This is a genomic window from Microbacterium hatanonis (assembly GCF_008017415.1).
GTDB lineage: Bacteria > Actinomycetota > Actinomycetes > Actinomycetales > Microbacteriaceae > Microbacterium > Microbacterium hatanonis.
The window spans coordinates 362071-385037 of record NZ_VRSV01000002.1 but is presented as its reverse complement, the minus strand read 5'-3'; the positions used below and the strand labels follow the sequence as shown (position 1 = coordinate 385037).

Genomic DNA, 22967 nt, shown 5'->3' with positions numbered 1-22967 from the left:
GGCGAGCACCGCCGACGAGAGCCACCGCTCTGCGCGGATCTCCCGTCAGGACCCCGGTGTCTCGGCGGGAGGCGTGGGCGCACCCGTCGGCGGGGTGGGCGCCGTCCCGTCCGCGGGCGGGGTGGGTGCCGTCCCGTCTGTCGGCGGAGTCGGCGGGGTGCGCCCGTCGCGCGCTCCCGGGCCCTCGCCGTCGGCGCAGGCACCCGGTCCACCGGGCCCGGCCGGAGGGGTCGGGGCCGTCCCGTCCTCGCGCGGGGAGGGCCCGGTGCCGTCGGCCGGGGGTGTCGGCGCTGTCCCGTCGGCGCCCGGGGTCGGCGCCGTCCCGTCGGCGCGGGGTGTCGTCGACGAGACCGACGACGGGGCGGCGCTCGACTGGGCCGCCACGGCGGCCGTTCCGCCGGCGAGTCCGGCCGCGACGATCACCGCCCCGACGATCAGCGCCGGTCGCACCCATCGACGCGGCTGCGGTTCCTCCGTCACCGTCGGGCGGGTCAGCGGCAACGTGTCGTTCCGGTCGTCGTGGTCGTCGGGTGCCGGGGGAATGCGGTCGTCGTTCATGGTGATCCTCTCCGCCGGGGACGCTCCTCCGGCTTCGATCTCCAGCCTGTGATCGCTGTCTGAAGCGGGCCTGAAGTCGCCGCGCACGCAGCATCCGCCTATCGAACGCATAAGAGCCGCCCAGTCCCGCGGCGTACCGTGCCGAGAATGCCTGCCCCCGCCCGCGTGCTCGTTCTCGACGACGACGAGACCATCCGCCTGTCTGTCGTGACGGCTCTGCGCGCCGACGGTCTCATCGCCGAGGGCGATGCCGATGGGCGTCACCTGACCGAGCGGCTCGCGACGTTCCGGCCCGATCTCCTGGTGCTCGACTGGATGATGCCCGGGCCCACCGGCATCCGCCTGCTGCCCGTGATCCGCGAGGCGGGCGACACCCCCGTGATCATGCTCACCGCCAGGGACGAGGTCGACGACCGCCTCCGCGGCTTCGCCGAGGGCGCCGACGACTACGTGGTCAAGCCGTTCTCGATGGCCGAGCTCGTCGCGCGAACGACCGCCGTGCTCCGCCGTCGGGGCCGTCTGCCCGCGACCATCGAGGTCGGCGACCTCGTCGTCGACCCGGATGCTGCGCTCGCGCGCCGCGGCGGGGAGGCCCTCGACCTGACGGCCACCGAGTTCCGACTGCTGCGCCTGTTCGTCGAGAGTCGGGGCCGCACCCTGTCGAAGGCGCAGATCCTGACGGAGGTGTGGGGCTACGACGACTACGACCCGAATCTCGTGGAGGTCCACCTCAGCGCGCTCCGCCGCAAGATGGAGACCCGGGGTCCTCGCATGATCCACACCGTGCGCGGCCTCGGCTACCGTCTGAGCGTCGCGCCGTGACCGCCGTAGCGGCGCTGCGCACCGGGTCGCTCCGCCGACGCACGATCGTCGCGGTGCTCGCTCTTCTCGCGCTGGTGCTGATCGTGCTGGTGATCGTCGTCGACGTGGTGCTCGGGGCGCGGCTCCGCGGCCAGATCGAGGATCGCCTCCGTGACCGCGCGTCTGCGGCGGCGTCGCTCGTGGGCACGGTCGACGCCGAAGAGCTCGCCGAGCGCCTCTCCGCGCAGGGACTCTCGGTGCGGATCGACGATGCCGGCGGCGGCTCGGTGGTCGCGGGCCCGAGTCCCGACCAGTTGCGCGACGGGCCCCCGGGAGGGCCCGGACCGGCCGGTCCGCCCGAGCCCCTGGCGTCTTCGCCGTCGACGAGCGCGTCGGGCGAGACGGTCACCGCGTCGGAAGTCAGCGGCGACGAACAGCTGGTGACGCTCCGCTCCACCCTGAGCGACGGATCGACCGTGACACTCACGGCCTCCACTGCCGGGGTGGACGAAACGCTCACCCAGGTGCGGTGGGTCATGGGCGTCGCGTCGGTCGCCGTCCTCGCCCTCGGCGCGGGGGCGATCGTGCTCATCGTGCGCGGCACCCTCCGCCCCCTCGATCGCATGTCGGTCGCGGCTCGCTCGGTCGCGGCGGGCGACCGTGATCGGCGCCTGCGCCCGACACGGCCCGACACCGAGATCGGTCGGGTCGCCGCCGCGTTCGACGACATGCTCGACGACGTGGTGGGCGCCGAGCAGGCCGCGCTCGACGCCGAGACGCGACTGCGGGCATTCCTCTCCGATGCCGCTCACGAGCTGCGCACGCCCGTGGCCGGTATGCGGGCCGCGGCCGAGACCCTCATCCGCGCCGACCTCGACGGTCCTGATCGCGAGCTGCTCGCGACTCGCGTCGTGCACGAGGCCTCGCGCGCGTCGCGCCTCGTCGACGACCTGCTCACGATGGCTCGTGTCGACCAGGGCCTCGAGCTGCGTCCGCGGAGCGTCGATCTGCGCGAGCTGCTCGCGGCCGAGACCGAGCGGATGCGGCGGGTGCACCCCGGATTGCGCGTGGACCTGCGAGCGCCCTCCGAACCCGTGCCCGTCGTCGTCGACGCCGACCGCATCGCACAGGTCGTGGCGAACCTCGTCGACAACGCCGCCCGCGCCACGGCGGGCGCCGGGCGGGTGCGGATCGAGCTCGTCGCGGGCTCCCGAGATACGGCGGCGGTGAGTGTCGTCGACGACGGGCCGGGCGTTCCCGACGCCGACCGCGAGCGGATCTTCGAGCGACTCGTGCGACTCGATCCGGCTCGCGCGGCCCGCACCGGCGCGGGCCTCGGTCTCCCCATCGCCCGAGGCATCGCCCGGGCCCACGGCGGCGACGTCGTCTGCGAGCGCGACGCCGACGGCGCGAGGTTCGTGGTCTCGCTGCCGTTGGGCGCGGCGGTCAGGGACGACGTACCCGCGCCGGCGTGACGGTGCGTTCCCGCCCGACGGCGAGCGCGAGGAGGGCGAGCAGCGCCGCGGCGAACATCGTCAGCGCGAGCGGGAGGGCGGTGTGCTCCCCAGCGACGCCGACGAGACCGGCGACGGTGCCCGCCAACACGAACTGGAGGAGCCCGAGGATCGCGGAGGCCGATCCGGTCGCCGCGTGCGGCACCGACGACAGCGCCAGCGCCGTCGTGCTCCCGAGTACGAGTCCGAGCGGCGCGATCGCGAAGAACAGCGGCACCATCAACCACGCGGCCGGAGCGCCCGCGACGGTGAGGATGAGGATCACCGCGACCGCGGCGAAACTCGTGCCGAGCCCGATCAGCGCGGACGCACGAGGGGAGATCCGTCGGGCGAGGAAGGCCGCGAGTCCCGTCGCGGCCACGAGGCCGACCGCGTTGATCGCGAAAGCGATCCCGTATCCCAGGGCGTCGAGGCCGACCATGTCCTGATAGACGAAGGGCGAGGCCGAGATGTAGGCCATCATGATCGCCATCCCGAAGGCGAAGGCCAAGACGTTCCCGACGTACGTGCGCGAGAGGAGCACGCGCCAGCCCCCGGGTTCCCGGGCCGCACGTGCCACGCGCACCTCGCGAGGCAGCGACTCCCGAACGAAGAGGAGCGTCAGGATCGCCGCGACCGCACCGACGCCGCCGACGATGGCGAGGAGCCCCCGCCATCCGATCGCGCCCCCGAGCACGCTGCCGGTGAGGGGGGCGATGACGGGGGCGATGCCGCCGATCATCATCATGAGATTCAGCGCCCGCGCCGCGCGCGGGCCTTCCTCGCGGTCGACGATCATCGCTCGCCCGATGACCATGCCCGCCGCGCCGCCGATGCCCTGCAGCAGCCGCGCCGCGACGAGCACCTCGATGGAGCCCGCGAGCATAGCCACGACGCTGGCGACCAGGAACACGGCCAGCCCGGTCAGGAGCGGAGCCAGGCGACCCACGCGATCCGACCACGGACCGAAGACCACCTGTCCGAGCCCTGCCCCCACGAGGAAGGCGGTGAGCGAGAGCTGCACGCCCGTCGCGGTCGTCGCGAGATCGGCGGTCATCGCCGGGAAGGCCGACAGGTACAGATCGATCCCGAAGGGCGCGATCGCCGCCAGTACGGCCAGCGTGATCAACGTCGCCCCGCCGATCGGGCGGTGGGGGGCGCGCAGTGCCGTGTCGGTCGCCGAACTCGGCCGATCTGCTGGTGTGGTGGTGAGGACCGTGTCCGTCGAAAGCATTAAGTTATGAAATCATAACTAAATCCCGACGTCAAGCGAGGAGTCCGCCCCGATGCCCGACGACAGTGAGCCCGCTTCGCGCGATGAGGCGCTGGCAGACATCGCCGACCGGATCGTGCACGTCGCGCGGCTCCTCACGGCGCGGGGCTTCGCCGACACCACGATCGTGCCCCTGAGCCCGCTGGAGGCTCTCGTGGTGCGCCACATCGATCGCCACCCGGGCATCACGTCGTCGCACGTCGCTGCCAACCTGGAGCTTCGGGCGAGCAACACCAGCACGATCCTGCGCGGCCTGGTCGAGAAGGGGATGGTCGCGCGAACGGAGGATCCGTCGGACCGCCGGGCCGCGCACTTCACGCTGACCGCCGACGCTCACGTCAGCATCGCGCGACTGCGTGCGGAGTGGAGCGGCAAGCTCGGCGCGGCCCTCCCCGCTACGGTCGATCTCGACGGCGCTCTCGAGGTGCTGACCGCGCTCGAGAACGAACTGGGCTGACCTCCTCCGTCAGTCGCTGCTCTCCTCGTTCCGCAGCGCCTCGCCGATCATCGCCGCGAAGGCGCCGGCGACCTGCGAACGAGCGGTGATGGGTCGCAGGTACAGGTGGATCTTGCGGTAGGCGTCGGGGTCGGCGAGCGGGATCGCTCGCACCGAGTCGGGCAGCACGCCCCGCCCTAACCGCGGGATCACCGTCACGGCGAGACCCGCCTCGACGTACCGGGTGAGGGTTTGGAACTCGGCGGCTTCGAACGCGTGACCCAGCGTCGAGAGCAGTGCGGGGTCGTGGGAGGCGATCCAGCGCCCGTAGGGGTCATGGACGGGACTGATCGCCCACTGATCCGAGGCGAGCTCGCGGAGGAAGAGCCGATCGCGCCCGGCGAGCGGATGCGTCGACGGAACGAGGGCGTCGAGCTGATCCGTTCCGATCTCCGTCCGGCGAAGCGCTCGCGGCTCGAACTCGTCCGGTTCGTTGGCGCCCCAGCTCTTGTGGATGACCGCGTCGAGCGTCCCTCGCGCCAGGGCGGTCAGCGCAGCATCCGCCTCGATCTCATACGGCTCGATGCGCAGCTGCGGGTACTTCGCCGCGGCACGCGTGATCGTCGGGATGAGCAGCCCGCAGACCGCGGTGGGGAAGGCGCCGACGCGCAGCACACCCGTCACCTCGTCATCGTGCAGCGGAGCCCGCCGCAGCTGCTCCAGCCCGTCGACGAGCGGGCGACCCCGACTCACGAGGGTCATCGCGGCAGGGGTGAGCACGACCCCTCGCCCGACCCGCTCGAGCAGCGGCGTATCGAAGTGGAGCTCGAGCTTGCGGATGTGCTGAGACACGTTGGGCGGCGTGTAGCCGAGCACTCGCGCGGCCTCCACGACGGAGCCATGGTCTGCCACCGCCATCAGAGCACGGATGCTGACGGGATCGATCATGAAGCCACAGTTACACGATTGGCATGCAAACACTAACTGGTGCTGAAGCATGTCTGTCGAGACGATGGGTTTCGGAGGAAGACATGGAAACCACGATCCTGCTCGCCGCACTCGCATTCTTGGCCTGCGGAATGATCGCCGGCACCGCCGTTGTGGTCACGAAGGACGGACACGGACGCCGCCCGGAGCGCGCCGGCTACGACACCCGGAACCCCTCCTGAGCGGCGTTCAGCCCGCCGTCAGCCGCCAGCCAGCTCGCACGTCTCGATCGTCCACGCGATGAAGGCCTGATAGTCGGGATCGGTCGCGGCGCGGCGCACCGCGTCGGACTCGGTGAACCTCGGGTCCAGGCCGACATCGGAGACCAGGCTGTCGGCGGGGAACTGCGCGAGGATCGCCGCCGTCTCTTCGGCGGAGGTCGCGAAGACCTCCGCACCGGCAGCGACCTGGGCGCTCACATCCGACAGCGGCAGGATCGCTCGGATCGCGGAAGCCTGGGCCGTCACTGCTTCGAGGTCTTCGCCGACCGTTCCGGCCTTGGCGGCGGCCGCCGTGCGATTCGCCTCGCAGAAGATCGCATACGCGTCGGAGGTGGCCGCTGGGGTCGAGGCCGGCGGGGGCGGCGTCGAGGTCGCCCCGCCCGGTGCGGCCGGAGCGGAGCACCCCGCGAGGGCAACGGCGACCAGCGCGATGCCGACGGCGAGAGCGAGCGTGCGGGGCCGCGATGATGTCATGCCTGGGACCTCCTCCTGGTCGGCGCGACCAGTCTGCCAGCCGCTTCGAGGGCGTGCTCGTGACCATTCCGGGAGCACGCAGTCCGGGCCGGGGTGGTGTCACAAGTCATGTCCTAGAGTTCACTTCATCACGTCAACGCGATGTCACGAGGAGCGATGCCGCAGATTCCGGATGACGGCGGCTGATCCCGTGAACGACCTGTCTCGAACGAGGTTCGACTCATGAAACTCGCACCGCCGCCCGTTTCAGCGAGCTGGAACCACCGCGGTGCGCGGGTGGGCTTCGAGGTTGTCTTCCTCAGCGACCGGAACGGCGGTCACCGTCTGGCCGGTCACACGACCGCGAACGAGTCCGCGGCGCTGTGGTCGGTGGGGTACCGCGTGACCGTCGACCCCTCCTGGCGAACCGTCGCGGTGCGAGCATCGAGCAGGACCGACGCCGGGGTTCGCGAGGTGAGGCTGACACGGGATATGGCAGACCGGTGGACGGTCGATGGTGAACCACGGCCTGAGCTCGACGGTTGTGTCGACGTCGATTTCGAATCGTCCGCCGTCACGAACACCCTTCCGATCCATCGGCTGGACTTCACAGTGGGGAGGGGTGTCGACGTGCCGGCGGCATTCGTTCGAGCCGGCGATCTTCGGGTGGAACGGCTTGAGCAGCGATACACCCTGATCGAGGCATCCCCGGAGCGCCTGCTGTTCCACTACGAGTCGTCGACCTTCGGATTCGAGTGCACGCTGACGTACGACCGAGCAGGACTCGTCATCGAGTACCCGGGTATCGCGACGAGAGACACCTGAACTGCGGCTAGGCCGATAACTCTGCGGCCGCTCTCGCCCGGACTGATCCGTCGAGCGCTGCGAGGATGGCGAGATGTACGTAGATGCGGGTGAGGGTGATGAGCCGGTTCTGATGCTCCATGGTGCTGGGGTAAGCGGCTGGATGTGGGAGCCCGTGCGCGCCCTTCTCCCTCCCGGTATGAAAGCCATCGTGCCCGACCTGCCCGGGTTCGGTCGTAGCGCGAACCTTCCCTACGTATCGCACACAGCGACAGTCGGAGAACTGCGGGGCATCCTCGAGCGCCATGCGCCCCACGGTGCGCACGTCGTCGGATTCTCGCTCGGCGCGCAGCTCGCGATTCTCCTCGCGGCCGAGTTCCCGCAGCTGGTGCGCAGCGTGACGGTGGTCAGTGCGGAAACGAAACCCGCCCCACTACCCGGTTACACACTCGCGCTGTTAGCCCTCGCGGCCCCGTTGTCGCGTCAGCGATGGTTCGCCAGGGCCCAGGCGCGTCAGCTCGGCATCCCCGAACAGTTCTGGGATGAGTACCTTCGCGATAGCGCATCCACCTCCCGCGATACCCTCATCGCCAGCGTCGGAGAGAACATCCGATTTACTCTGCCTGCAACGTGGAGCGAGTACCGCGGACCGGTTGGCATCCTCGTCGGAGCACGGGAACGCAAACTGATGCACGACTCAGCCGCATTGACCGCCTCCGCACTGCCCGGGAGCAGTCTGAGAACGGTGGAAGGCTCGGCCCACGACGTTCCGCTCACAAATCCACATGCGATCGCATCGGAACTGAAGCGGAAGATCACACCGTAAAGCAATCCACTTGCGGGGACGTGACTGGCCGTCTGACGGTGGGGCAATCCCTCTCGGGACATGTGCAGCGGGAATGTGACAACTTCCGCGGGGAACTACAAGCGCTTCTACATCCCCACGGCCATGTCGGTGAAGCGGGAGTAGTGGCCCTGGAAGGCCACGGTGATCGTGTCGGTCGGACCGTTACGGTGCTTCGCCACGATCAGGTCGGCCTCGCCGGCACGCGGGCTGTCTTTCTCGTACGCCGCCTCGCGGTGCAGCAGCACCACCATGTCGGCGTCCTGCTCGATCGAGCCCGACTCTCGGAGATCGGAGAGGGCGGGCTTCTTGTCGGCGCGCTGCTCGGCGCCACGGTTCAGCTGCGACAGCGCGATGACCGGCACACCGAGCTCCTTGGCGAGCAGCTTGAGCGCACGCGAGAACTCGCTGACCTCCTGCTGACGCGATTCGACGCGCTTACCGCTCGTCATGAGCTGCAGGTAGTCGATGACCACCATCTTCAGGCCCTCGCGCTGCTTGAGTCGACGGCACTTCGCGCGGATCTCGACGAGCGTCATGTTGGGGCTGTCGTCGATGTAGAGCGGCGCCTCGTTGATGCGGCCGCGCGTAGCGGCGATCGTCGTCCAGTCGCGGGAGTCGAGGGTTCCCTTGCGCATGTTCTGCAGCGGGATCGCGCCCTCGGCGCTCATGAGACGCATGGCGATCTCGCTGCGCCCCATCTCGAGCGAGAAGAAGATCGTCGGCATGTTGTGCTTGATGGCCGCGGCGCGGGCGAAGTCGAGCGCGAGCGTCGACTTACCCATGGCGGGTCGCGCGGCGATGATGATCATCTGCCCCGGGTGGAGGCCGTTGGTGAGCTGGTCGAGTCCGCTGAACCCCGTGGGGATCCCCGTCATCTGACCGTCGCGACCGCGGGCCGCTTCGATCTCGTTGACGGCGGCGTCGACGGCGATCGTCAGAGGCACGTAGTCTTCGGCCGTCTCGGCGCCCGACACGTTGTAGATCTCGGCCTGGGCGTTGTTGACCAGGTCGAGGGCATCGCCCTGCCCGTTGTAGCCCATCTGCACGATGCGCGTGCCCGCCTCGACGAGCCGGCGAAGGAGGGCCCGCTCGGCGACGATGGATGCGTAATAGCCGGCGTTCGCGGCGGTCGGCACGATCGACGTCAGCGTGTGCAGGTAGTCGGCACCGCCGGCGCGCTGCAGCTCGCCGGTCTTGATGAGCTCGTCGGTGACCGCGACCACGTCGGTGGGCTCGCCGTGCGAGTAGAGGGTCAGCACGGCGTCGAAGATCAGCTCGTGCTTCGGAACGTAGAAATCGGCGCCTCGCAGCGTCTCGATCACATCGGCGACGGCGTCTTTCGACAGCAGCATCCCGCCGAGCGCACTCTGCTCGGCCAGCAGATCGTGCGGGGGCGTGCGCTCGTGCTTGCGGGGTCCGCCCAGGCGGTCTTCCGAGATGTCGGCGATCGACACGTGGTCTCCGTTCATGGGCTCCGCGAGGTTGTGCGCATCGGCGCGCGGGACGCACCGAAAACGAGGCGGACGAGCTGCGATCCGCTTCGAGAGATGTCACCACCAACCTCCGACACGACCGGTGATCGTGCGTCTCGACGGGGTTTCTTCGGTGGGCTGCCCCCACGCTATGGAGGCGATCAGCGCCTCGCAAACCAGCCTGTGGATAACTCTGTGGAGAGATGTCGAGAAACGCCGAGCGGCCTGTGTACAACACCTGTGGAGAATCAGATGAGAACTACTGACTTGAGATGCTTTTATAACCTCTGATCTGGCATTTGTGTTTCCACATGCCGCCTTCCCCAGACGACTTGAAGTGTGGGTTGAAGGTTCTGCGAAACGTTGTGCCACATGTGCACAACTTCGGGGATAACTTCCGCGAAAACTTGACATGGGCGACCGGAGGAGTCGCTCGGCAGACGAGGAATCAGCGCGCCGCCGTAGAACGACGGATGCCGCGAACCCCTGAAGGTCCGCGGCATCCGATGGTCTCGAAGGACCGTCGTTCGGTACTACTTCGCAGCGACCACCTGAAGGGTGATCACGGCGGTGAGATCGTCACGCAGGCGAACGGTCGCCTCGTGCTCGCCGACCGACTTGATCGGCGACGTGATCTGGATCTTGCGCTTGTCGAGGTCGCCGAAACCGGCTGCCTTGACGGCGTCCGCGACGTCGCCGGTCTTGACGGCGCCGAAGAGGCGGCCTTCGTTGCCGGCCTTGACGGCGAGCTTGACCTTGTTCGACTCGAGGGTGTCCTTCAGGGCGACGGCCTCTTCGTGGTCGTGGATCGCGCGCGATTCACGGGCCGCGCGAATCGACGCGACCTGCTTCTCGCCACCGCGGGTCCACGCCACAGCGAATCCCTGGGGGATGAGGTAGTTACGGGCGTAGCCGTCCTTGACCTCGATGACGTCTCCGGCGCTACCGAGCCCCGTGACCTCGTTCGTGAGAATGAGCTTCGACATGGTTGCTCCTTAGCGGCCGGCGCCGGCGTAAGGCAGGAGAGCCATCTCGCGCGCGTTCTTGATCGCGCGGGCGATGAGTCGCTGCTCCTGTACCGAGACACCGGTGATACGGCGGGCGCGGATCTTCCCGCGCTCCGAGATGAACTTGCGGAGGGTGGCGACATCCTTGTAGTCGATGAGGCCGACGCGGATCGCCTTCGCGGGGGCCGCGTTCTTCGCGCCCTTCCGCGGCTTCCGGCGGTCGCCGGTGGCTTTTCCAGCCATAGTGCTTCCTTACTGTGAAATGTGGATGCTGTCTCTCGGCATCGTGCGGTTCTCACCGCGCTGCCGATCGGCGGGCATTTAGAACGGGGTGTCGTCGCCGTAGCTGCCGGGCGTGCTCCACGCGTCGGCTCCGCCGGCGGCAGGAGCACTGCCTCCGGTCGAGGATCCGGGCGTCGACCACGGCTCGTCGGCCGCGACCTGCGGACGGGACTGCCCGCCACCGGTCTGGCCGCTTCCGCCGCCCGACGCTGCGCGCGTGACCTGTGCGGTCGCGTAACGCAGCGAGGGGCCGATCTCGTCGACCTCGAGCTCGATCGAGGTGCGGTTCTGGCCCTCGCGGTCCTGGTAGGAACGCTGCTTGAGGCGACCGGTCGCAACGACCCGTGCACCCTTCGTCAGCGAACCCGCCACGTGCTCGGCGAACTCGCGCCACACCGATGCACGGAGGAACAGCGCTTCGCCGTCCTTCCACTCGTTCGCCTGACGGTCGAACGTGCGGGGGGTCGACGCGATGGTGAAGTTCGCCACCGGCAGCCCGTTCTGCGTGTAACGCAGCTCGGGGTCGGCGGTGAGGTTGCCGACGACCGTGATGATCGTTTCACCGGCCATGGCGCTACGCGTCCTGCTTGGCGGGGCGCGCTGCCTTGCGGGCAGCCTTCTCGTCGGAGCGCTGCTTCTCGGAGGCGATCATCGCGATCGCTTCCTCGGCACGGAGGACCTTGGTACGCATGATCTGCTCGTTCAGCTTGAGCTGACGGTCGAGCTCCTGCGTGGCCTCGCTCGTGGCGGTGAAGCTGACGACGGCGTAGATGCCTTCGTTCTTCTTCTGGATCTCGTAAGCGAGTCGCCGGCGGCCCCAGATGTCGACCTTGTCGATCGAGCCGCCGTCGTTCGTGATGACCTTGAGGAAACCATCGAGCTTCGGAGCGACCTGGCGCTCGTCGACCTCGGGATCAAGGATGACCATGAGTTCGTACTGGTGCGTCACTAACCCACCTCCTTCGGACTAGAACGGCTTCCGGGCATTTCCCGGAAGCAGGAGGGTGTGTGCACGTCATCGGGACTCACGCGGACAGACCGCTGCCAGACAACCTCCTCAGTGTAGCGGATGCCTCGTCTCCCACGAATCGCGCTCCCTCGCCCGGTCGCCCCCCCAACCCTCGAGACATCATCCTGGGCACGAGACTGCGTCCAAGGAGCGAAGTCTCGTAGCCAGACTGACGTCTCGCGGTTCCACGCGCGCCGAGGTCGCGTGAGTAGCGTGGGCGTCATGCAGCGGACAGCCGAGACCCGATGAGTGGCGTGGCGTTCGACGCGCGACCCTTGACCGAACCGGCCGACGCGCGCGCGGCTCGTGCCTACGCCCGGCAGATGAAGGCGGAGGGTCGTGCGCCCGCATCGAACGCCGCGGGCATCGTCATCGCGGTCATCGGCGCGCTCGTGGTGGTCTTCGCCTTCTTCACCGTCGGCCTCGGCGTCGTGACGGCTCTCGTGCGGGGCGGGCTCGGGGGCGCCGCCGCCCTCCCGGCGATCGCGGTCATCGCGTTCTTCGGCCTCATCGCCTTCTTCGTCGTGCGCGGCATCCGAGGGCAGGCCGTGCGCTGGATGCGACTCGACCGGTTCGCCCGCGCGAACGGCCTCACCTACGTTCCGAAGCTCGACGACCCGCTGCTGCCGGGCATGATCTTCCACCGGGGGAGCAGTCGCGCCTCGAGCGACCTGCTGCGCGGGGAGCAGCCCCGCTTCGTCGAGTTCGCGAACTACCGCTACACCACGGGGAGCGGCAAGAACCGCACGACGCATCGCTGGGGCTACGTGGCAGTGAAGCTCGACGTGCCCCTGCCGCACATCATCCTCGACGCGATCGGAAACAACGGCCTCTTCGGCGCCTCGAACCTCCCCGCCGTCTACGACCGCGATCAGCGGCTGAGCCTGGAGGGAGACTTCGACCGGCACTTCGCGCTGTACTGCCCGCAGGGCTACGAGCGCGACGCGCTGTACCTCTTCACGCCCGACATCATGGCGCGCTTCATCGACAACGCCGCGCAGCTCGACGTCGAGATCGTCGACGACTGGCTCTTCCTCTACGCCAAGCGCGACCTGTCGACTCTCGACCCGGCGACGTGGGGATGGCTCTTCACCGTCGTCGCCGCCCTGCTCGACAAACTCGCCCAGTGGGCGCGCTGGCGCGACGACCGGCTCGCGCCCCCCGCGCTCGACGCGGTCGCCTCGGGCATCCCGGGTGCGCAGCCCGGACCGACCCCGGTCCTCCTTCCGCCGCCGCCCGGGGTCGCCGCATCCGGCCGCCGGCTCAAGACGGGCGTGCCCTGGGTCGCGCTGATCATCTTCGGCGTGCTCGGCGCGGGCTGGCTCTTCACCGTCCTGGGCGGCTGGACCGCGATCCTCGGTCGCTGACCGTCCGGAGATGCGACACCCCCGTGACGCCGGTGCGTCGCGGGTGCAGAGTGGAGGTACCGCCCCAGAGAAGGAGAGACCATGAAGGCAGTGCAGTATCGCGAGATCGGCAAAGGACCCGAGGTCGTCGAGATCGATACCCCCGAACCCGGCCCCGGTCAGATCCGCCTCAAGGTCACCGCGGCGGGGCTCTGCCACTCCGATTGGTTCCTGATGGACCTTCCCGAGGAGCAGTACACCTACGGTCTGCCGCTCACCCTCGGCCACGAAGGCGCCGGCGTCGTCGACAAGCTCGGCGACGGCGTCGAGGGCCTGAAGGTCGGCGACCCCTACGCCATCTACGGACCGTGGGGCTGCGGTCGCTGCCACGCCTGCGCCCAGGGCGCCGAGAACTACTGCCCCTATGCCGCCGAGCTCGGCATCACCCCTCCCGGACTCGGTGCGCCCGGCGCGATGGCCGAGTACGTCATCGTCGACGACCCGCGCCATCTCGTGCCGCTGGGCGACCTCGACCCGGTCGAGACCGTGTCGCTCACCGACGCCGGCCTCACGCCGTACCACGCGATCGTCTCGGCCCGGGAGAAGCTCTACCCGGGCGGCGTCGCCGTGGTGATCGGCGTCGGAGGACTCGGTCACGTCGGCGTGCAGATCCTGCGCGCGATCTCACAGGTCACGGTCATCGCCGTCGACGTGAGCGAGGAGAAGCTCGAGCTCGCGACCGAGGTCGGCGCGCACCACACGGTGGTCTCCGGTCCGGGTGCGGCCGACAGCATCCGTGAACTGACGAACGGCCTCGGCGCGTCCGCCGTGTTCGACTTCGTCGGCGTGCAGCCCACCATCGACCTCGCGCGCGAGGTCGCCGCGATCAACAGCTTCATCCACATCGTCGGCATCGGCGGGGGCATCCTGCCCACCGGCTTCTTCTCCACGCCGATGGGCGCGGCCGTCCGCGCGCCCTACTGGGGCACGCGCGGCGAGCTCATCGAGGTGCTCGACCTCGCCCGCACCGGGTCGGTCGGCGTGCACGTCGAGCGCTACGACCTCGACCAGGCCGTCGAGGCGTACCGCAAGCTGCACCACGGCGAGGTGCGCGGCCGCGCCGTCGTCGTCCCCTGACGCACCGCCGTCGGAGCACCGCATCGAGGTCGGAGGTTTTCACGTGAAACCTCCGACCTCGGTGCGTCTCTCCGACGAACGGATGCTGCGGACTCAGCCCTTCGCGAGCCCGAAGGCCTCCAGCTCGGCAGGCTCCAGCATCCGCGACCGGATCAGGAAGCGCATGCCCGTCGGGCCCTCGACCGAGAAGCCGGCGCCGCGGCCCGGGACGACGTCGATGGTCAGGTGCGTGTACTTCCAGTACTCGAACTGCGACTCCGACATGTACACCTCGATCGAATCGTCGAGCCCGGCGTCGATCGCTCCGAGATGCACGTCGCCCGACCCGGTGAGGAACATGCCCACCGGGTAGCACATGGGCGAACTGCCGTCGCAGCATCCGCCCGACTGGTGGAACATCAGCGGACCGTGCTGCTTCGTGAGGTCGCGCAGGAGCGAGGCGGCGGCCTCCGTCACGTCGACCCGCGAATAGTCGGTCATACTCGTCTCCATTCCTCCCCGATGTCCCACTCGCGCCGGGAATGACCCGCGCTTACCCGGCGCAAGTGGGACATCGAACGCGTGGCTGATCAGAAGAAGCCCATCGCGCCTTCGGCGTACGACACGAGCAGGTTCTTCGTCTGCTGGTAGTGGTCCAGCATCCGCAGGTGGTTCTCACGCCCGATGCCCGACTGCTTGTAGCCGCCGAACGCCGCGTGCGCGGGGTACTGGTGGTAGGTGTTCGTCCAGACGCGTCCGGCCTGGATCGCCCGACCCGCTCGGTAGGCGGTGTCGCCGTTGCGGCTCCACACACCGGCGCCCAGCCCGTAGAGGCTGTCGTTCGCGATCGACATGGCGTCGTCGAAGTCGTCGAACGAGGTCACCGACAGCACCGGCCCGAAGATCTCCTCCTGGAAGATCCGCATGTCGTTCGTGCCTTCGAAGACGGTCGGCGCGACGTAGTAGCCGCCCGAGAGCTCGCCTCCCAGGTCGACCCGCTCACCACCGGTGAGGAGCTTCGCACCGCCCTGCTTGCCGATGTCGATGTACGACAGGATCTTCTCGAGCTGGTCGTTCGAGGCCTGCGCGCCGATCATCGTCTCGGGGTCGAGCGGGTTGCCCTGCTTGACCTTCGCGACCCTGTCGAGCCCGTCGGCGAGGAACCCGTCGTAGATGGAGCGCTGGATGAGCGCCCGCGACGGACACGTGCAGACCTCGCCCTGGTTGAGGGCGAAGAGGGTGAACCCCTCGAGCGCCTTGTCGTAGTAGGCGTCGTCGGTCGAACGCGCGACGTCTTCGAAGAACACGTTCGGGCTCTTCCCCCCGAGTTCGAGCGTGACCGGGATGAGGTTCTGCGAGGCGTACTGCATGATCAGGCGACCGGTCGTCGTCTCGCCGGTGAACGCGATCTTGCGGATGCGCTTGTGGGAGGCCAGCGGTGCCCCGGCCTCGATGCCGAAGCCGTTGACGATGTTGACGACGCCGGCCGGAAGCAGGTCGCCGATGAGGTCGAAGAGGAACAGGATCGACGCCGGCGTCTGCTCGGCGGGCTTGAGCACCACGCAGTTGCCCGCGGCGAGCGCCGGGGCGAGCTTCCAGGTCGCCATGAGGATCGGGAAGTTCCACGGGATGATCTGGCCGACGACGCCGAGCGGCTCGTGGAAGTGGTACGCGACGGTGTTCTCGTCGAGCTGGCTGAGCGTGCCCTCCTGGGCACGCAGCACGCCGGCGAAGTAGCGGAAGTGGTCGATCGCGAGCGGGATGTCGGCGGCGAGCGTCTCGCGCACCGGCTTGCCGTTCTCCCACGTCTCGGCGACCGCGATCGACTCGAGATGCTGCTCCATGCGGTCGGCGATCTTGTTGAGGATGATGCTGCGCTCGGCGGGCGTGGTCTTGCCCCAGCTCGCGAACGCCTTCCACCCGGCGTCGACGGCCCGGTCGATGTCTTCGGCGGTGCCTCGACCGACCTCGCAGAACGCCTTCCCCGTGATGGGGGTGATGTTCTCGAAGTACTCGCCCTTGACCGGGGCGACCCATTCGCCGCCGATGTAGTGGCCGTACCGGTTGCGGTACTCGGCGAGCGCTCCGCGCTGGCCGGGGGCTGCGTAGACGCTCGAGACGCCCTCTTCGACGATGGTCATGTTGTGTCTCCTTCGACGGTCATGAGTCGCCGCGTCGGCTTCACGGCGGCGATGCCCCGACGGTACGTCCGCGCAGGTTGCATCGGGTTGCGCGGATACGGAGGAGACGAACGGATGCTGCGACGGGCACGCCGCGGCATCCGGAGAGCCGACTACACCTCGGCGTCGACGAGCACGGACCGCAGCGGCGGCACGTTGCCCTCGTGCAGGTCGACGCCGTCGAGGCGCTCGATCGAGACCACGCGGGGCGCGATGGCTCCGCCGTCGGCGACGATCCAGCTGCCCACCAGGAGGAAGGCGTCGTTGCCGGAGGTGACGGGGCCGGTCACCGCGAAGACCCCGTGCGTGGGCGTCTGGAGGATGGCGCGCACCGGGGTGCCGTGGGAGAGCGAGCCGGGGTCGACGACCTCCGCATCGGCGTCGGCCTCGGGAGCGGCCACCCCGAGTTCGATGCGCTGGATCTCGGAACTCGTCGCCAGGATCACGTCGCCGACGATCGGCTGACCGCCCACCCCGATGCGCACCGGACCCTCGACGGCGTACAGCCCGTAGCGCGGCGAGCGCACGATCACCCGGGCGACGTCGCCGGAGCGCACCTCGGCGAGCGCCTCGCGGATGCGGGCGACGTCACGGCGAGCACGGGCGGCCGAGAAGATGTCGAGGGTCTGTTCGTCCATGGGTTCAGCGTAACGACCGCCGCTGACGGCTCCCCGGCGATGTACGGCGGTCAGGGCTGGCCGAGTCGTTCGATCCGCGCGACCAGTCCGGCGCGCTTGGGCGAGCGCGCGGGCAGCAGAGCCAGGCACAGGCGCAGGACCTCGTCGTCGTCCCGTCCGTCGGCGGTGTCGGCGTAGGCGAGGAGGACGTCGACGCCCGCCTCCGCGATCAGCGCCTCCCGAAGGGCGAGCCGCACCGACTCGCGCACCTCGGAGACGCCGGGCGATGTCGAGTCGGGGAGGACGGGCCCGCGGTAGGCGGCGAAGGCGACCCGGTGCGCCCCGCGGTCGAGGAGCGACAGGACGTGGTGGGCATCGGTCTCGAGCGGTGATGGCAGGCGGTAGGGCCGTGAGGTCGGCACGAGACCCGGTGCGATCGGTTCGAGCACGCGCCGCAGGCGCACCATCTCCGGACGCAGGGTCTCGGTCGTCGCGTGGTCGTAGACGAGCTCGCTCAGGGCCTCGGCCGACAACCCTTCACGGTGCACCGCGAGCATGAGGAGGATCTCGGCGTGCCGTGCCGAGATCTCGACTGCCGTCTCGATGCCGTCGCCCGTCACCTCCAGCAGCGCCCGATCGCGCCCGAGGGTGCGCAGCATCGCGTCCTGGCGCACCGGCGGCCGACGCCTCACGGGTGCGCGACCGCCGGCCGCCGCCCGCGCCCGCAGGCGGGCGACGAGCAGCTCGCCCTCGACAGCCCGAGCCGTCGCGTCGACGAGCAGCTGGGCCTGCGGTGTGACCGCCTCGACCCCTCCGGTCACGTCGATCACTCCGAGCAGCTGTCTCGTCTCCGGATCGTGCACCGGGGCCGCCGTGCACGACCACGGCTGCACGAGGCGGTTGTAGTGCTCCGCACCGCGGATCTGCACCGAGCGGCCGAGAGCGAGCGCCGTTCCAGGGGCCGAGGTGCCGACGGCGTCCTCCGCCCAATTCGTCCCCTCCACGAACCCCATGTCTCCGGTGAGGGATCGCACGTGCTTATCGCCCTCGACCCACAGCAGTCGGCCGGCGGCGTCGCCGACCGCGACGACCACCCCCGATTCCTCCGCCGTGCCGGGCATCAGCAGCGCCCGCACCATCTCCATCACGCTCGCGAGCGGGTGGGTGCGGCGGTAGGCCTCGAGCTCGGCGCCCACGAGCTCCAGGCGGGGCAGCGCCTCCGCCCCCACGAGCGACGCGAGCGAACGGCTCCACGATTCGCGCACGATGCCGCGGACGTCGCCGACCCTGCGGTCTCCGGGGTTGCCGGCGAGGAACTCCTCATGAGCGCGCTCGATGAGCAGCCGCGAGGTGTCGGGCGCCACGTGCGGCCGGGGAGACCACGATGAGGACAAGATGCTCCGATCAACGGTGATGGGGCTGCCGCCAGTGTAGGCGGGGCCCCGACGCTCGGCTAGGTCGCCACCATTCCGCTATTACGCAGTGCGTGGTACCGTTCGATCGAGAGGAGCCGCATGGACACGACGCAATTGCTCAAGGGGGTGCTCGACGCGGCGGTGCTCGCCGTCGTCCAGCACGACGACGGGTACGGCTACGACATCGTCCGACGCCTCCGCGACGCCGGGCTCGGAGACGTCGGCGACGCCTCGGTCTACGGCACCCTCCGCCGGCTGTACAGCGCCGGGGCGCTGTCGAGCTACGTCGTCCCCTCCGACGGCGGCCCGCACCGCAAGTACTACGCCGTCACGCCGCAGGGCCGCGACATGCTCGCCGCCCAACGCAGCGATTGGACCGACTTCAGCATCGCCATGACACGCCTCCTCGACGAGAAAGCCCCCACGAAACTGCGCACGATCGGAGAAGCCCGATGAGCACGATCGACATCACACCCGTCGAGGCCGACATCGCGACGTTCGCCGCGTCGGTGCGCCGTCATCTCGACGATCTGCCGGCCGACGAGGTCGACGAGCTGGTCGACGGTCTCCCGGCCGACATGGCGGATCAGGCCGCCGACAGCGGTGCCGAGTTCGCACTGCCGGATGCCGCGGCCTACGCCGACGAGCTTCGTGCGGCCGCGGGCCTTCCGCCGCGCGCGGAGCCCGGTCGTCATCCGGGTCTCGTGGAGCGCGCCGCGCGCCGGTCGCGGACGCTGACGAGCCGGCTGCGCGCCCACCCCGCGGCATCCGCGACGTGGGATTTCCTCGCGGCGGTGCGCCCGGCGTGGTGGCTCTTCCGCGCGGTGGTCGTCTTCGAGGCGATCACCGTCTTCGGCCGCGGCGAGTGGCTGCAGCTCGATCTGGTGGGCGTGGTGATCCTCGTCGCCTCCGTGATCGTGAGCGTCCAGTGGGGACGCGGGCGGTGGCTCCCTGCCGCGTGGGGCCGCGGCATCCTCGCGACCGTCAACCTCGCCGCGTGGGTGCTCCTGCCGTTGCTGGTCTTCGGCGCGATGACCACCTACGCCCAGTGGCGCGACTACAGCTCGTCGGCCTACGTCGGCTCTCAGCCGTGGACCCCGGGCCTCGCGATCGACGGCGAGCGCGTGCGCAACGTCTTCGCCTACGACGCCGACGGCAACCCGATCCAGAAGGTGCAGCTGTTCGACCAGAGCGGGCGGCCGCTCACCACCGTCGGTCAGACGGGCCAGACAGACGAGTTCGACTGGTACTTCTACGGCGGCGGCGGACCGACGCCGGTAGGCGAGAGGGAGATCGGTCGCCAGCCGGTGTGGAACGTCTTCCCGCTGCAGGAGGTCCCCGCCGAGGATTGGCTCACCGGCGAACCCGCGATCGACGACGCCGTGGATCCGACGTTCCCGTTCCCGCAGGTGCCCGCCGTGAGCACGAGCGAACCCTCCGCGAGCGCATCGCCCGCTCCGCAGGCGACCGTCTATGCGGACCCCACGGCGTCCCCGGCGCCGTAACCCGCGACCGCAGCATCCGCCCCTTCCGCGAGGGTCGGAGAATCGCATCTGCGTCGGAGCCTCGGCCAGGAATCCTCCGACACCCGCGCGATCCTCCGACGCCGGTGGCCGACCTCAGCCGCGGGCGGCCCACCATTCGCGAAGACGCTGCTCCGCGGCATCCTCGCCGAGCGGACCCTCGTCGAGCCGGAGTTCGAGCAGGAACCGGTAGGCCTCGCCGACCTCGCGACCCGGGCCGATCCCCAGGATCTGCTGGATGCGGTTGCCGTCGATCTCGGGGCGGATCGCGTCGATCTGCTCCTGCTCGCGCAGGGTCGCGATGCGCGCTTCGATGTCGTCGTAGGCGAACGAGAGGCGGTCGGCCTTGCGGCGATTGCGCGTGGTCACATCGGCGCGCGTGAGGATGTGCAGCCGCTCGAGCTCGTCGCCCGCATCGCGCACGTACCGGCGCACGGCCGAGTCGGTCCACGCACCCTCGGCGTAGCCGAAGAACCGCAGGTGCAGCTCGACGAGCCGCGAGACCACGCCGATCGTGTCGGAGTCGAACCGCAGCTCCTGCAGGCGCTTGCGCGCGAGGCGCGCGCCGCGCACGTCGTGGTGGTGGAAGGTCACGCCGCCGCCGGGTTCGAGTCGGCGGGTCGCCGGCTTGCCGATGTCGTGCAGCAGGGCCGCGAGACGCAGCGGAACGTCGGGCGCAGAATCCGGATGCCGCGACCGCTCGAGCTCGATGGCCTGCCGGAGCACCGTCAGCGAGTGCTCGTAGACGTCCTTGTGGTGGTGGTGCTCGTCGACCTCGAGTCGGAGCGCCGGAACCTCCGGCAGGAAGCGCGCGAGGAGGCCCGTCTCGTCGAGGATGCGGATACCCCGCACCGGATCGTCGCTCTGCAGCAGTCGGACCAGCTCGCCCTGGATGCGCTCCGGGCTCACGATCCTCAGCGACTCGCCGAGCTCCGCCATCGCGTGGAGCGTCGGCGGCGCGACGTCGAACCCGAGCTGCGCCGCGAATCGGGCGGCGCGCAGCATCCGGAGCGGGTCGTCGCCGAAGCTCACGGCGGGATCGGCAGGAGTGCGCAGGGTTCTCGCCAGGAGGTCTTCGACGCCGCCGGTCGGGTCGACCAAGGTTTGGGCCGGAACCCGCAGCGCCATGGAGTTGACCGTGAAGTCACGGCGCACGAGATCGCCCTCGAGGGTGTCACCGAACTCGACCGTCGGTTTGCGTGTCACCCCGTCGTAGCTGTCGGCGCGGTAGGTCGTGACCTCGACCTGCTCGGTTCCGCCCTCGGGTAGTCGGACGCGGGCGCCGATCGTGCCGAAATCGCGCCCGATGTCCCATCGCGCGGTCGAGATCGGGGTGATGATGCGGAGGATGTCGTCGGGGAGGGCGTTCGTGGTGAAGTCGAGATCGTTCACCGCGCGACCGATGAGCGCGTCGCGCACGGGCCCGCCCACGATCGCCAGCTCGAAACCGGCGTCGGCGAAGGCGCGCGCGAGAGTCGCGACGGTCGGAGAGGTGGCGAGCGCACCCAGACGCGCGACGCCCTCGGCCATGTTGAGCATTGAACGAGCCTATCCGCGGGCCCAGCCGAGGAAGCCGGTGAGCACGAGCTCGCGCACGCGCGGCAGCAGGTCGGCTCGCAGAGCGACCGCGTCGACCTCGAGCAGCTGCGCGATCGCGTCGATCAGCGAGCCGAGCGGAAGATCGCCGTCGCACGCTCCCACGAGCGCCGCGAGCCCGGGATCGACCGACAGCGCACGGCCGAAGCCGCCGCCCTGACGCAGCTCGATGATCGTGGGCTCCTCGTCACCCGGTCGGTGGTGGCGCGCCTCGGTGACGTCGGGAGCGACGACCAGTCGTTCACCGGCGAGCGCGTCGTCGTCGAGCGCTGCCAGGCGGTCGTGGGCGGCGAGAACCGCGTCGACATGGGCGCCGAGCGCGCCGTCCCCCGCACCGAAGGCCGTCTCGTACCGGGCGAGGGGCGTCGCACCCGCAGCTGCCCGCCGCAGCACGATGTAGCCGAATCCGATGCCGGTCACACCCCGTGCCGCGAAGTCGTCGAGCCATGCGTCGACCAGACCGGCGAAGCCGGGCGAGCCGGGCAGCGTGCCGCCGTCGCGGATCCAGAGCTCGGCGTAGGCCACGGGGTCGAGCCACTCCCGCTCCACCACCCACGCATCGAGCGCGACGGGCGAGGCGGCCACCCACTCGCGCACGCGGTCGAGTCCCTCCACGCCGTCGCGGGTCTCCCAGTTGCCGAGCAGCTGTGCCACACCGCCGGGCGCCAGTCGCTCTCCGACCCCCTGGACGAACGTGGACACCAGGGCGTCGCCCACCATGCCGCCGTCCCGGTACTCGTACGCGGGCACGCCGGTCACCCGCGGCGTGATGACGAACGGCGGATTGGAGACGATGCGATCGAAGACGTCGTCGCCCGCCGGGTCGAAGAGGCTGCCCAGACGCGTCTCGATGCCGTCTACCCCGTTGAGCAGCGCATTCAGCTCCGCGAAGCGGAGGGCCCTCACCGACACATCGGTGGCGACGACGCGGTCGACCACTCGCCGCATGCGCAGTGCCTGGATGCCGCACCCCGTGCCGATGTCGAGACCGGATGCTGCGGGGGCGACCGACTGCAGGCGCGCCAGGGTCAGCGACGCTCCGCCCACGCCGAGCACGTGATCCTCCGGCAGGGCCCCGCCCAGGGCCGCCTCGTCGAGGTCGCTCGCGATCCACCACTCGCCGTCGCCGGTGTCGTCGGAGAACGACTGCGGTCGCACCAGCACCGCGGGACGCACCGTGTCGTCCTCCACGGTCGCCAGGCCCAGCCCGACGAGCCCGGCAGATCGGGTGACGGGGAGGGCGGCATCGACATGGGCGACGGGCTGGGGGATGCCGAGCGCGAGCAGACGGGCGAGCACGGCGAGCGCGTCGTCGCGTGAGCCCAGTGCTCGAAGGGCCGGTGTGCGCAGGCCCCGGGCGATGGCGTCGTCGGCTTCCTCGCCCCACGCACCGCGCACCGCGTCGGTCGTGAAACCCGCCGCGGCGAGATCGGCGGCGAGCGCGGGAACCGCGACGGGATCGGGGTGGGGAAGCATCCGTCCATTCTCCCGTTTCCCGTCGCGCGCGCAGGGCTCGCAGAGCCGTGGACCG

General features: G+C 69.8%; 25 protein-coding genes. 10 read left to right on the top strand and 15 right to left on the bottom strand.

Going from position 1 to position 22967, the window contains the following annotated elements; translation table 11 throughout:
- Positions 1–45: 45 nt before the first annotated feature.
- Positions 46–558: a hypothetical protein gene (locus FVP77_RS11985; RefSeq protein ID WP_147894829.1), complete on the bottom strand. Its 513-nt coding sequence runs from the start codon at positions 556–558 to the stop codon at positions 46–48.
- 147 nt (positions 559–705) lie between these two features.
- Between FVP77_RS11985 and FVP77_RS11980 the strand changes: the two genes are divergently transcribed.
- Both FVP77_RS11980 and FVP77_RS11975 read left to right on the top strand, forming a co-directional pair.
- A complete protein-coding gene (locus FVP77_RS11980; RefSeq protein WP_147894828.1) occupies positions 706–1380 on the top strand; it encodes a response regulator transcription factor in 675 nt (224 codons plus the stop codon).
- Positions 1377–2834, top strand: coding sequence for a sensor histidine kinase (locus FVP77_RS11975; protein WP_147894827.1), 1458 nt, complete (start codon positions 1377–1379; stop codon positions 2832–2834). The genes FVP77_RS11980 and FVP77_RS11975 overlap by 4 nt, the downstream gene beginning before the upstream one ends.
- Here FVP77_RS11975 and FVP77_RS11970 read toward each other — a convergent pair.
- On the bottom strand, positions 2806–4086 hold the full coding sequence (locus tag FVP77_RS11970) for a multidrug effflux MFS transporter (RefSeq protein ID WP_147894826.1): 1281 nt from the start codon (positions 4084–4086) through the stop codon (positions 2806–2808). The genes FVP77_RS11975 and FVP77_RS11970 overlap by 29 nt on opposite strands.
- A 52-nt stretch (positions 4087–4138) precedes the next feature.
- Between FVP77_RS11970 and FVP77_RS11965 the strand changes: the two genes are divergently transcribed.
- Positions 4139–4582, top strand: a complete 444-nt coding sequence (locus FVP77_RS11965) for a MarR family winged helix-turn-helix transcriptional regulator (RefSeq protein WP_147894825.1) — start codon at positions 4139–4141, stop codon at positions 4580–4582.
- 9 nt (positions 4583–4591) lie between these two features.
- Here FVP77_RS11965 and FVP77_RS11960 read toward each other — a convergent pair whose 3' ends face one another.
- On the bottom strand, positions 4592–5509 hold the full coding sequence (locus tag FVP77_RS11960; RefSeq protein WP_187266923.1) for a LysR family transcriptional regulator: 918 nt from the start codon (positions 5507–5509) through the stop codon (positions 4592–4594).
- A gap of 83 nt (positions 5510–5592) precedes the next feature.
- Here FVP77_RS11960 and FVP77_RS16855 point away from each other — a divergent pair, with 83 nt between their 5' ends.
- Positions 5593–5730 carry a hypothetical protein gene (locus FVP77_RS16855; RefSeq protein ID WP_187266922.1) on the top strand — a complete coding sequence of 46 codons (138 nt, stop codon included), beginning with the start codon at positions 5593–5595 and terminating at the stop codon, positions 5728–5730.
- A gap of 18 nt (positions 5731–5748) precedes the next feature.
- Here FVP77_RS16855 and FVP77_RS11955 read toward each other — a convergent pair whose 3' ends face one another.
- The gene (locus FVP77_RS11955; protein ID WP_147894823.1) at positions 5749–6243 is read right to left on the bottom strand and encodes a hypothetical protein; all 495 of its coding nucleotides are present in this window, start codon (positions 6241–6243) and stop codon (positions 5749–5751) included.
- A gap of 222 nt (positions 6244–6465) precedes the next feature.
- Here FVP77_RS11955 and FVP77_RS11950 point away from each other — a divergent pair, with 222 nt between their 5' ends.
- Together FVP77_RS11950 and FVP77_RS11945 are read left to right on the top strand one after the other, a co-directional pair.
- Positions 6466–7047, top strand: a complete 582-nt coding sequence (locus tag FVP77_RS11950) for a putative glycolipid-binding domain-containing protein (RefSeq protein WP_147894822.1) — start codon at positions 6466–6468, stop codon at positions 7045–7047.
- A gap of 73 nt (positions 7048–7120) precedes the next feature.
- Positions 7121–7852: an alpha/beta fold hydrolase gene (locus FVP77_RS11945; protein WP_147894821.1), complete on the top strand. Its 732-nt coding sequence runs from the start codon at positions 7121–7123 to the stop codon at positions 7850–7852.
- Between the two features lie 107 nt (positions 7853–7959).
- Here FVP77_RS11945 and dnaB read toward each other — a convergent pair whose 3' ends face one another.
- From dnaB to rpsF, 5 genes are all read right to left on the bottom strand, one after another.
- Positions 7960–9342 carry a replicative DNA helicase gene (gene dnaB, locus FVP77_RS11940; protein WP_147894820.1) on the bottom strand — a complete coding sequence of 461 codons (1383 nt, stop codon included), beginning with the start codon at positions 9340–9342 and terminating at the stop codon, positions 7960–7962.
- A gap of 536 nt (positions 9343–9878) precedes the next feature.
- Positions 9879–10331 (bottom strand): 50S ribosomal protein L9, encoded by a 453-nt coding sequence (rplI, locus tag FVP77_RS11935; RefSeq protein ID WP_116646936.1) that lies wholly within the window; start codon positions 10329–10331, stop codon positions 9879–9881.
- A gap of 9 nt (positions 10332–10340) precedes the next feature.
- Positions 10341–10595, bottom strand: a complete 255-nt coding sequence (gene rpsR / locus FVP77_RS11930) for a 30S ribosomal protein S18 (protein WP_116646937.1) — start codon at positions 10593–10595, stop codon at positions 10341–10343.
- 78 nt (positions 10596–10673) lie between these two features.
- Positions 10674–11204: a single-stranded DNA-binding protein gene (locus FVP77_RS11925; RefSeq protein WP_147894819.1), complete on the bottom strand. Its 531-nt coding sequence runs from the start codon at positions 11202–11204 to the stop codon at positions 10674–10676.
- A gap of 4 nt (positions 11205–11208) precedes the next feature.
- Positions 11209–11583 carry a 30S ribosomal protein S6 gene (gene rpsF, locus FVP77_RS11920; RefSeq protein WP_116646939.1) on the bottom strand — a complete coding sequence of 125 codons (375 nt, stop codon included), beginning with the start codon at positions 11581–11583 and terminating at the stop codon, positions 11209–11211.
- 335 nt (positions 11584–11918) lie between these two features.
- Between rpsF and FVP77_RS11915 the strand changes: the two genes are divergently transcribed.
- Together FVP77_RS11915 and FVP77_RS11910 are read left to right on the top strand one after the other, a co-directional pair.
- On the top strand, positions 11919–13010 hold the full coding sequence (locus tag FVP77_RS11915) for a hypothetical protein (RefSeq protein WP_425463139.1): 1092 nt from the start codon (positions 11919–11921) through the stop codon (positions 13008–13010).
- Between the two features lie 81 nt (positions 13011–13091).
- Positions 13092–14126: an NAD(P)-dependent alcohol dehydrogenase gene (locus tag FVP77_RS11910; RefSeq protein WP_147894817.1), complete on the top strand. Its 1035-nt coding sequence runs from the start codon at positions 13092–13094 to the stop codon at positions 14124–14126.
- Positions 14127–14219: 93 nt separating this feature from the next.
- Here FVP77_RS11910 and FVP77_RS11905 read toward each other — a convergent pair whose 3' ends face one another.
- The 4 genes from FVP77_RS11905 to FVP77_RS11890 form a co-directional block, all read right to left on the bottom strand.
- The gene (locus FVP77_RS11905; protein ID WP_147894816.1) at positions 14220–14606 is read right to left on the bottom strand and encodes a DUF779 domain-containing protein; all 387 of its coding nucleotides are present in this window, start codon (positions 14604–14606) and stop codon (positions 14220–14222) included.
- 89 nt (positions 14607–14695) lie between these two features.
- Positions 14696–16246, bottom strand: coding sequence for an acetaldehyde dehydrogenase ExaC (gene exaC, locus FVP77_RS11900; protein WP_147894815.1), 1551 nt, complete (start codon positions 16244–16246; stop codon positions 14696–14698).
- A gap of 152 nt (positions 16247–16398) precedes the next feature.
- Positions 16399–16923: a hypothetical protein gene (locus FVP77_RS11895; protein WP_147894814.1), complete on the bottom strand. Its 525-nt coding sequence runs from the start codon at positions 16921–16923 to the stop codon at positions 16399–16401.
- 50 nt (positions 16924–16973) lie between these two features.
- A complete protein-coding gene (locus FVP77_RS11890) occupies positions 16974–18296 on the bottom strand; it encodes a GAF domain-containing protein (RefSeq protein WP_147894813.1) in 1323 nt (440 codons plus the stop codon).
- 120 nt (positions 18297–18416) lie between these two features.
- Here FVP77_RS11890 and FVP77_RS11885 point away from each other — a divergent pair, with 120 nt between their 5' ends.
- Together FVP77_RS11885 and FVP77_RS11880 are read left to right on the top strand one after the other, a co-directional pair.
- A complete protein-coding gene (locus FVP77_RS11885; RefSeq protein WP_116646946.1) occupies positions 18417–18773 on the top strand; it encodes a PadR family transcriptional regulator in 357 nt (118 codons plus the stop codon).
- Positions 18770–19822, top strand: a complete 1053-nt coding sequence (locus FVP77_RS11880) for an NHL repeat-containing protein (RefSeq protein ID WP_147894812.1) — start codon at positions 18770–18772, stop codon at positions 19820–19822. The genes FVP77_RS11885 and FVP77_RS11880 overlap by 4 nt, the downstream gene beginning before the upstream one ends.
- Positions 19823–19936: 114 nt before the next feature.
- On the opposite strand, the gene FVP77_RS11875 is transcribed toward FVP77_RS11880, so the two are convergent.
- Together FVP77_RS11875 and FVP77_RS11870 are read right to left on the bottom strand one after the other, a co-directional pair.
- The gene (locus FVP77_RS11875) at positions 19937–21379 is read right to left on the bottom strand and encodes a CCA tRNA nucleotidyltransferase (RefSeq protein WP_147894811.1); all 1443 of its coding nucleotides are present in this window, start codon (positions 21377–21379) and stop codon (positions 19937–19939) included.
- A 9-nt stretch (positions 21380–21388) separates the two neighbouring features.
- A complete protein-coding gene (locus FVP77_RS11870; protein WP_147894810.1) occupies positions 21389–22912 on the bottom strand; it encodes a DUF7059 domain-containing protein in 1524 nt (507 codons plus the stop codon).
- Positions 22913–22967 lie beyond the last annotated feature (55 nt).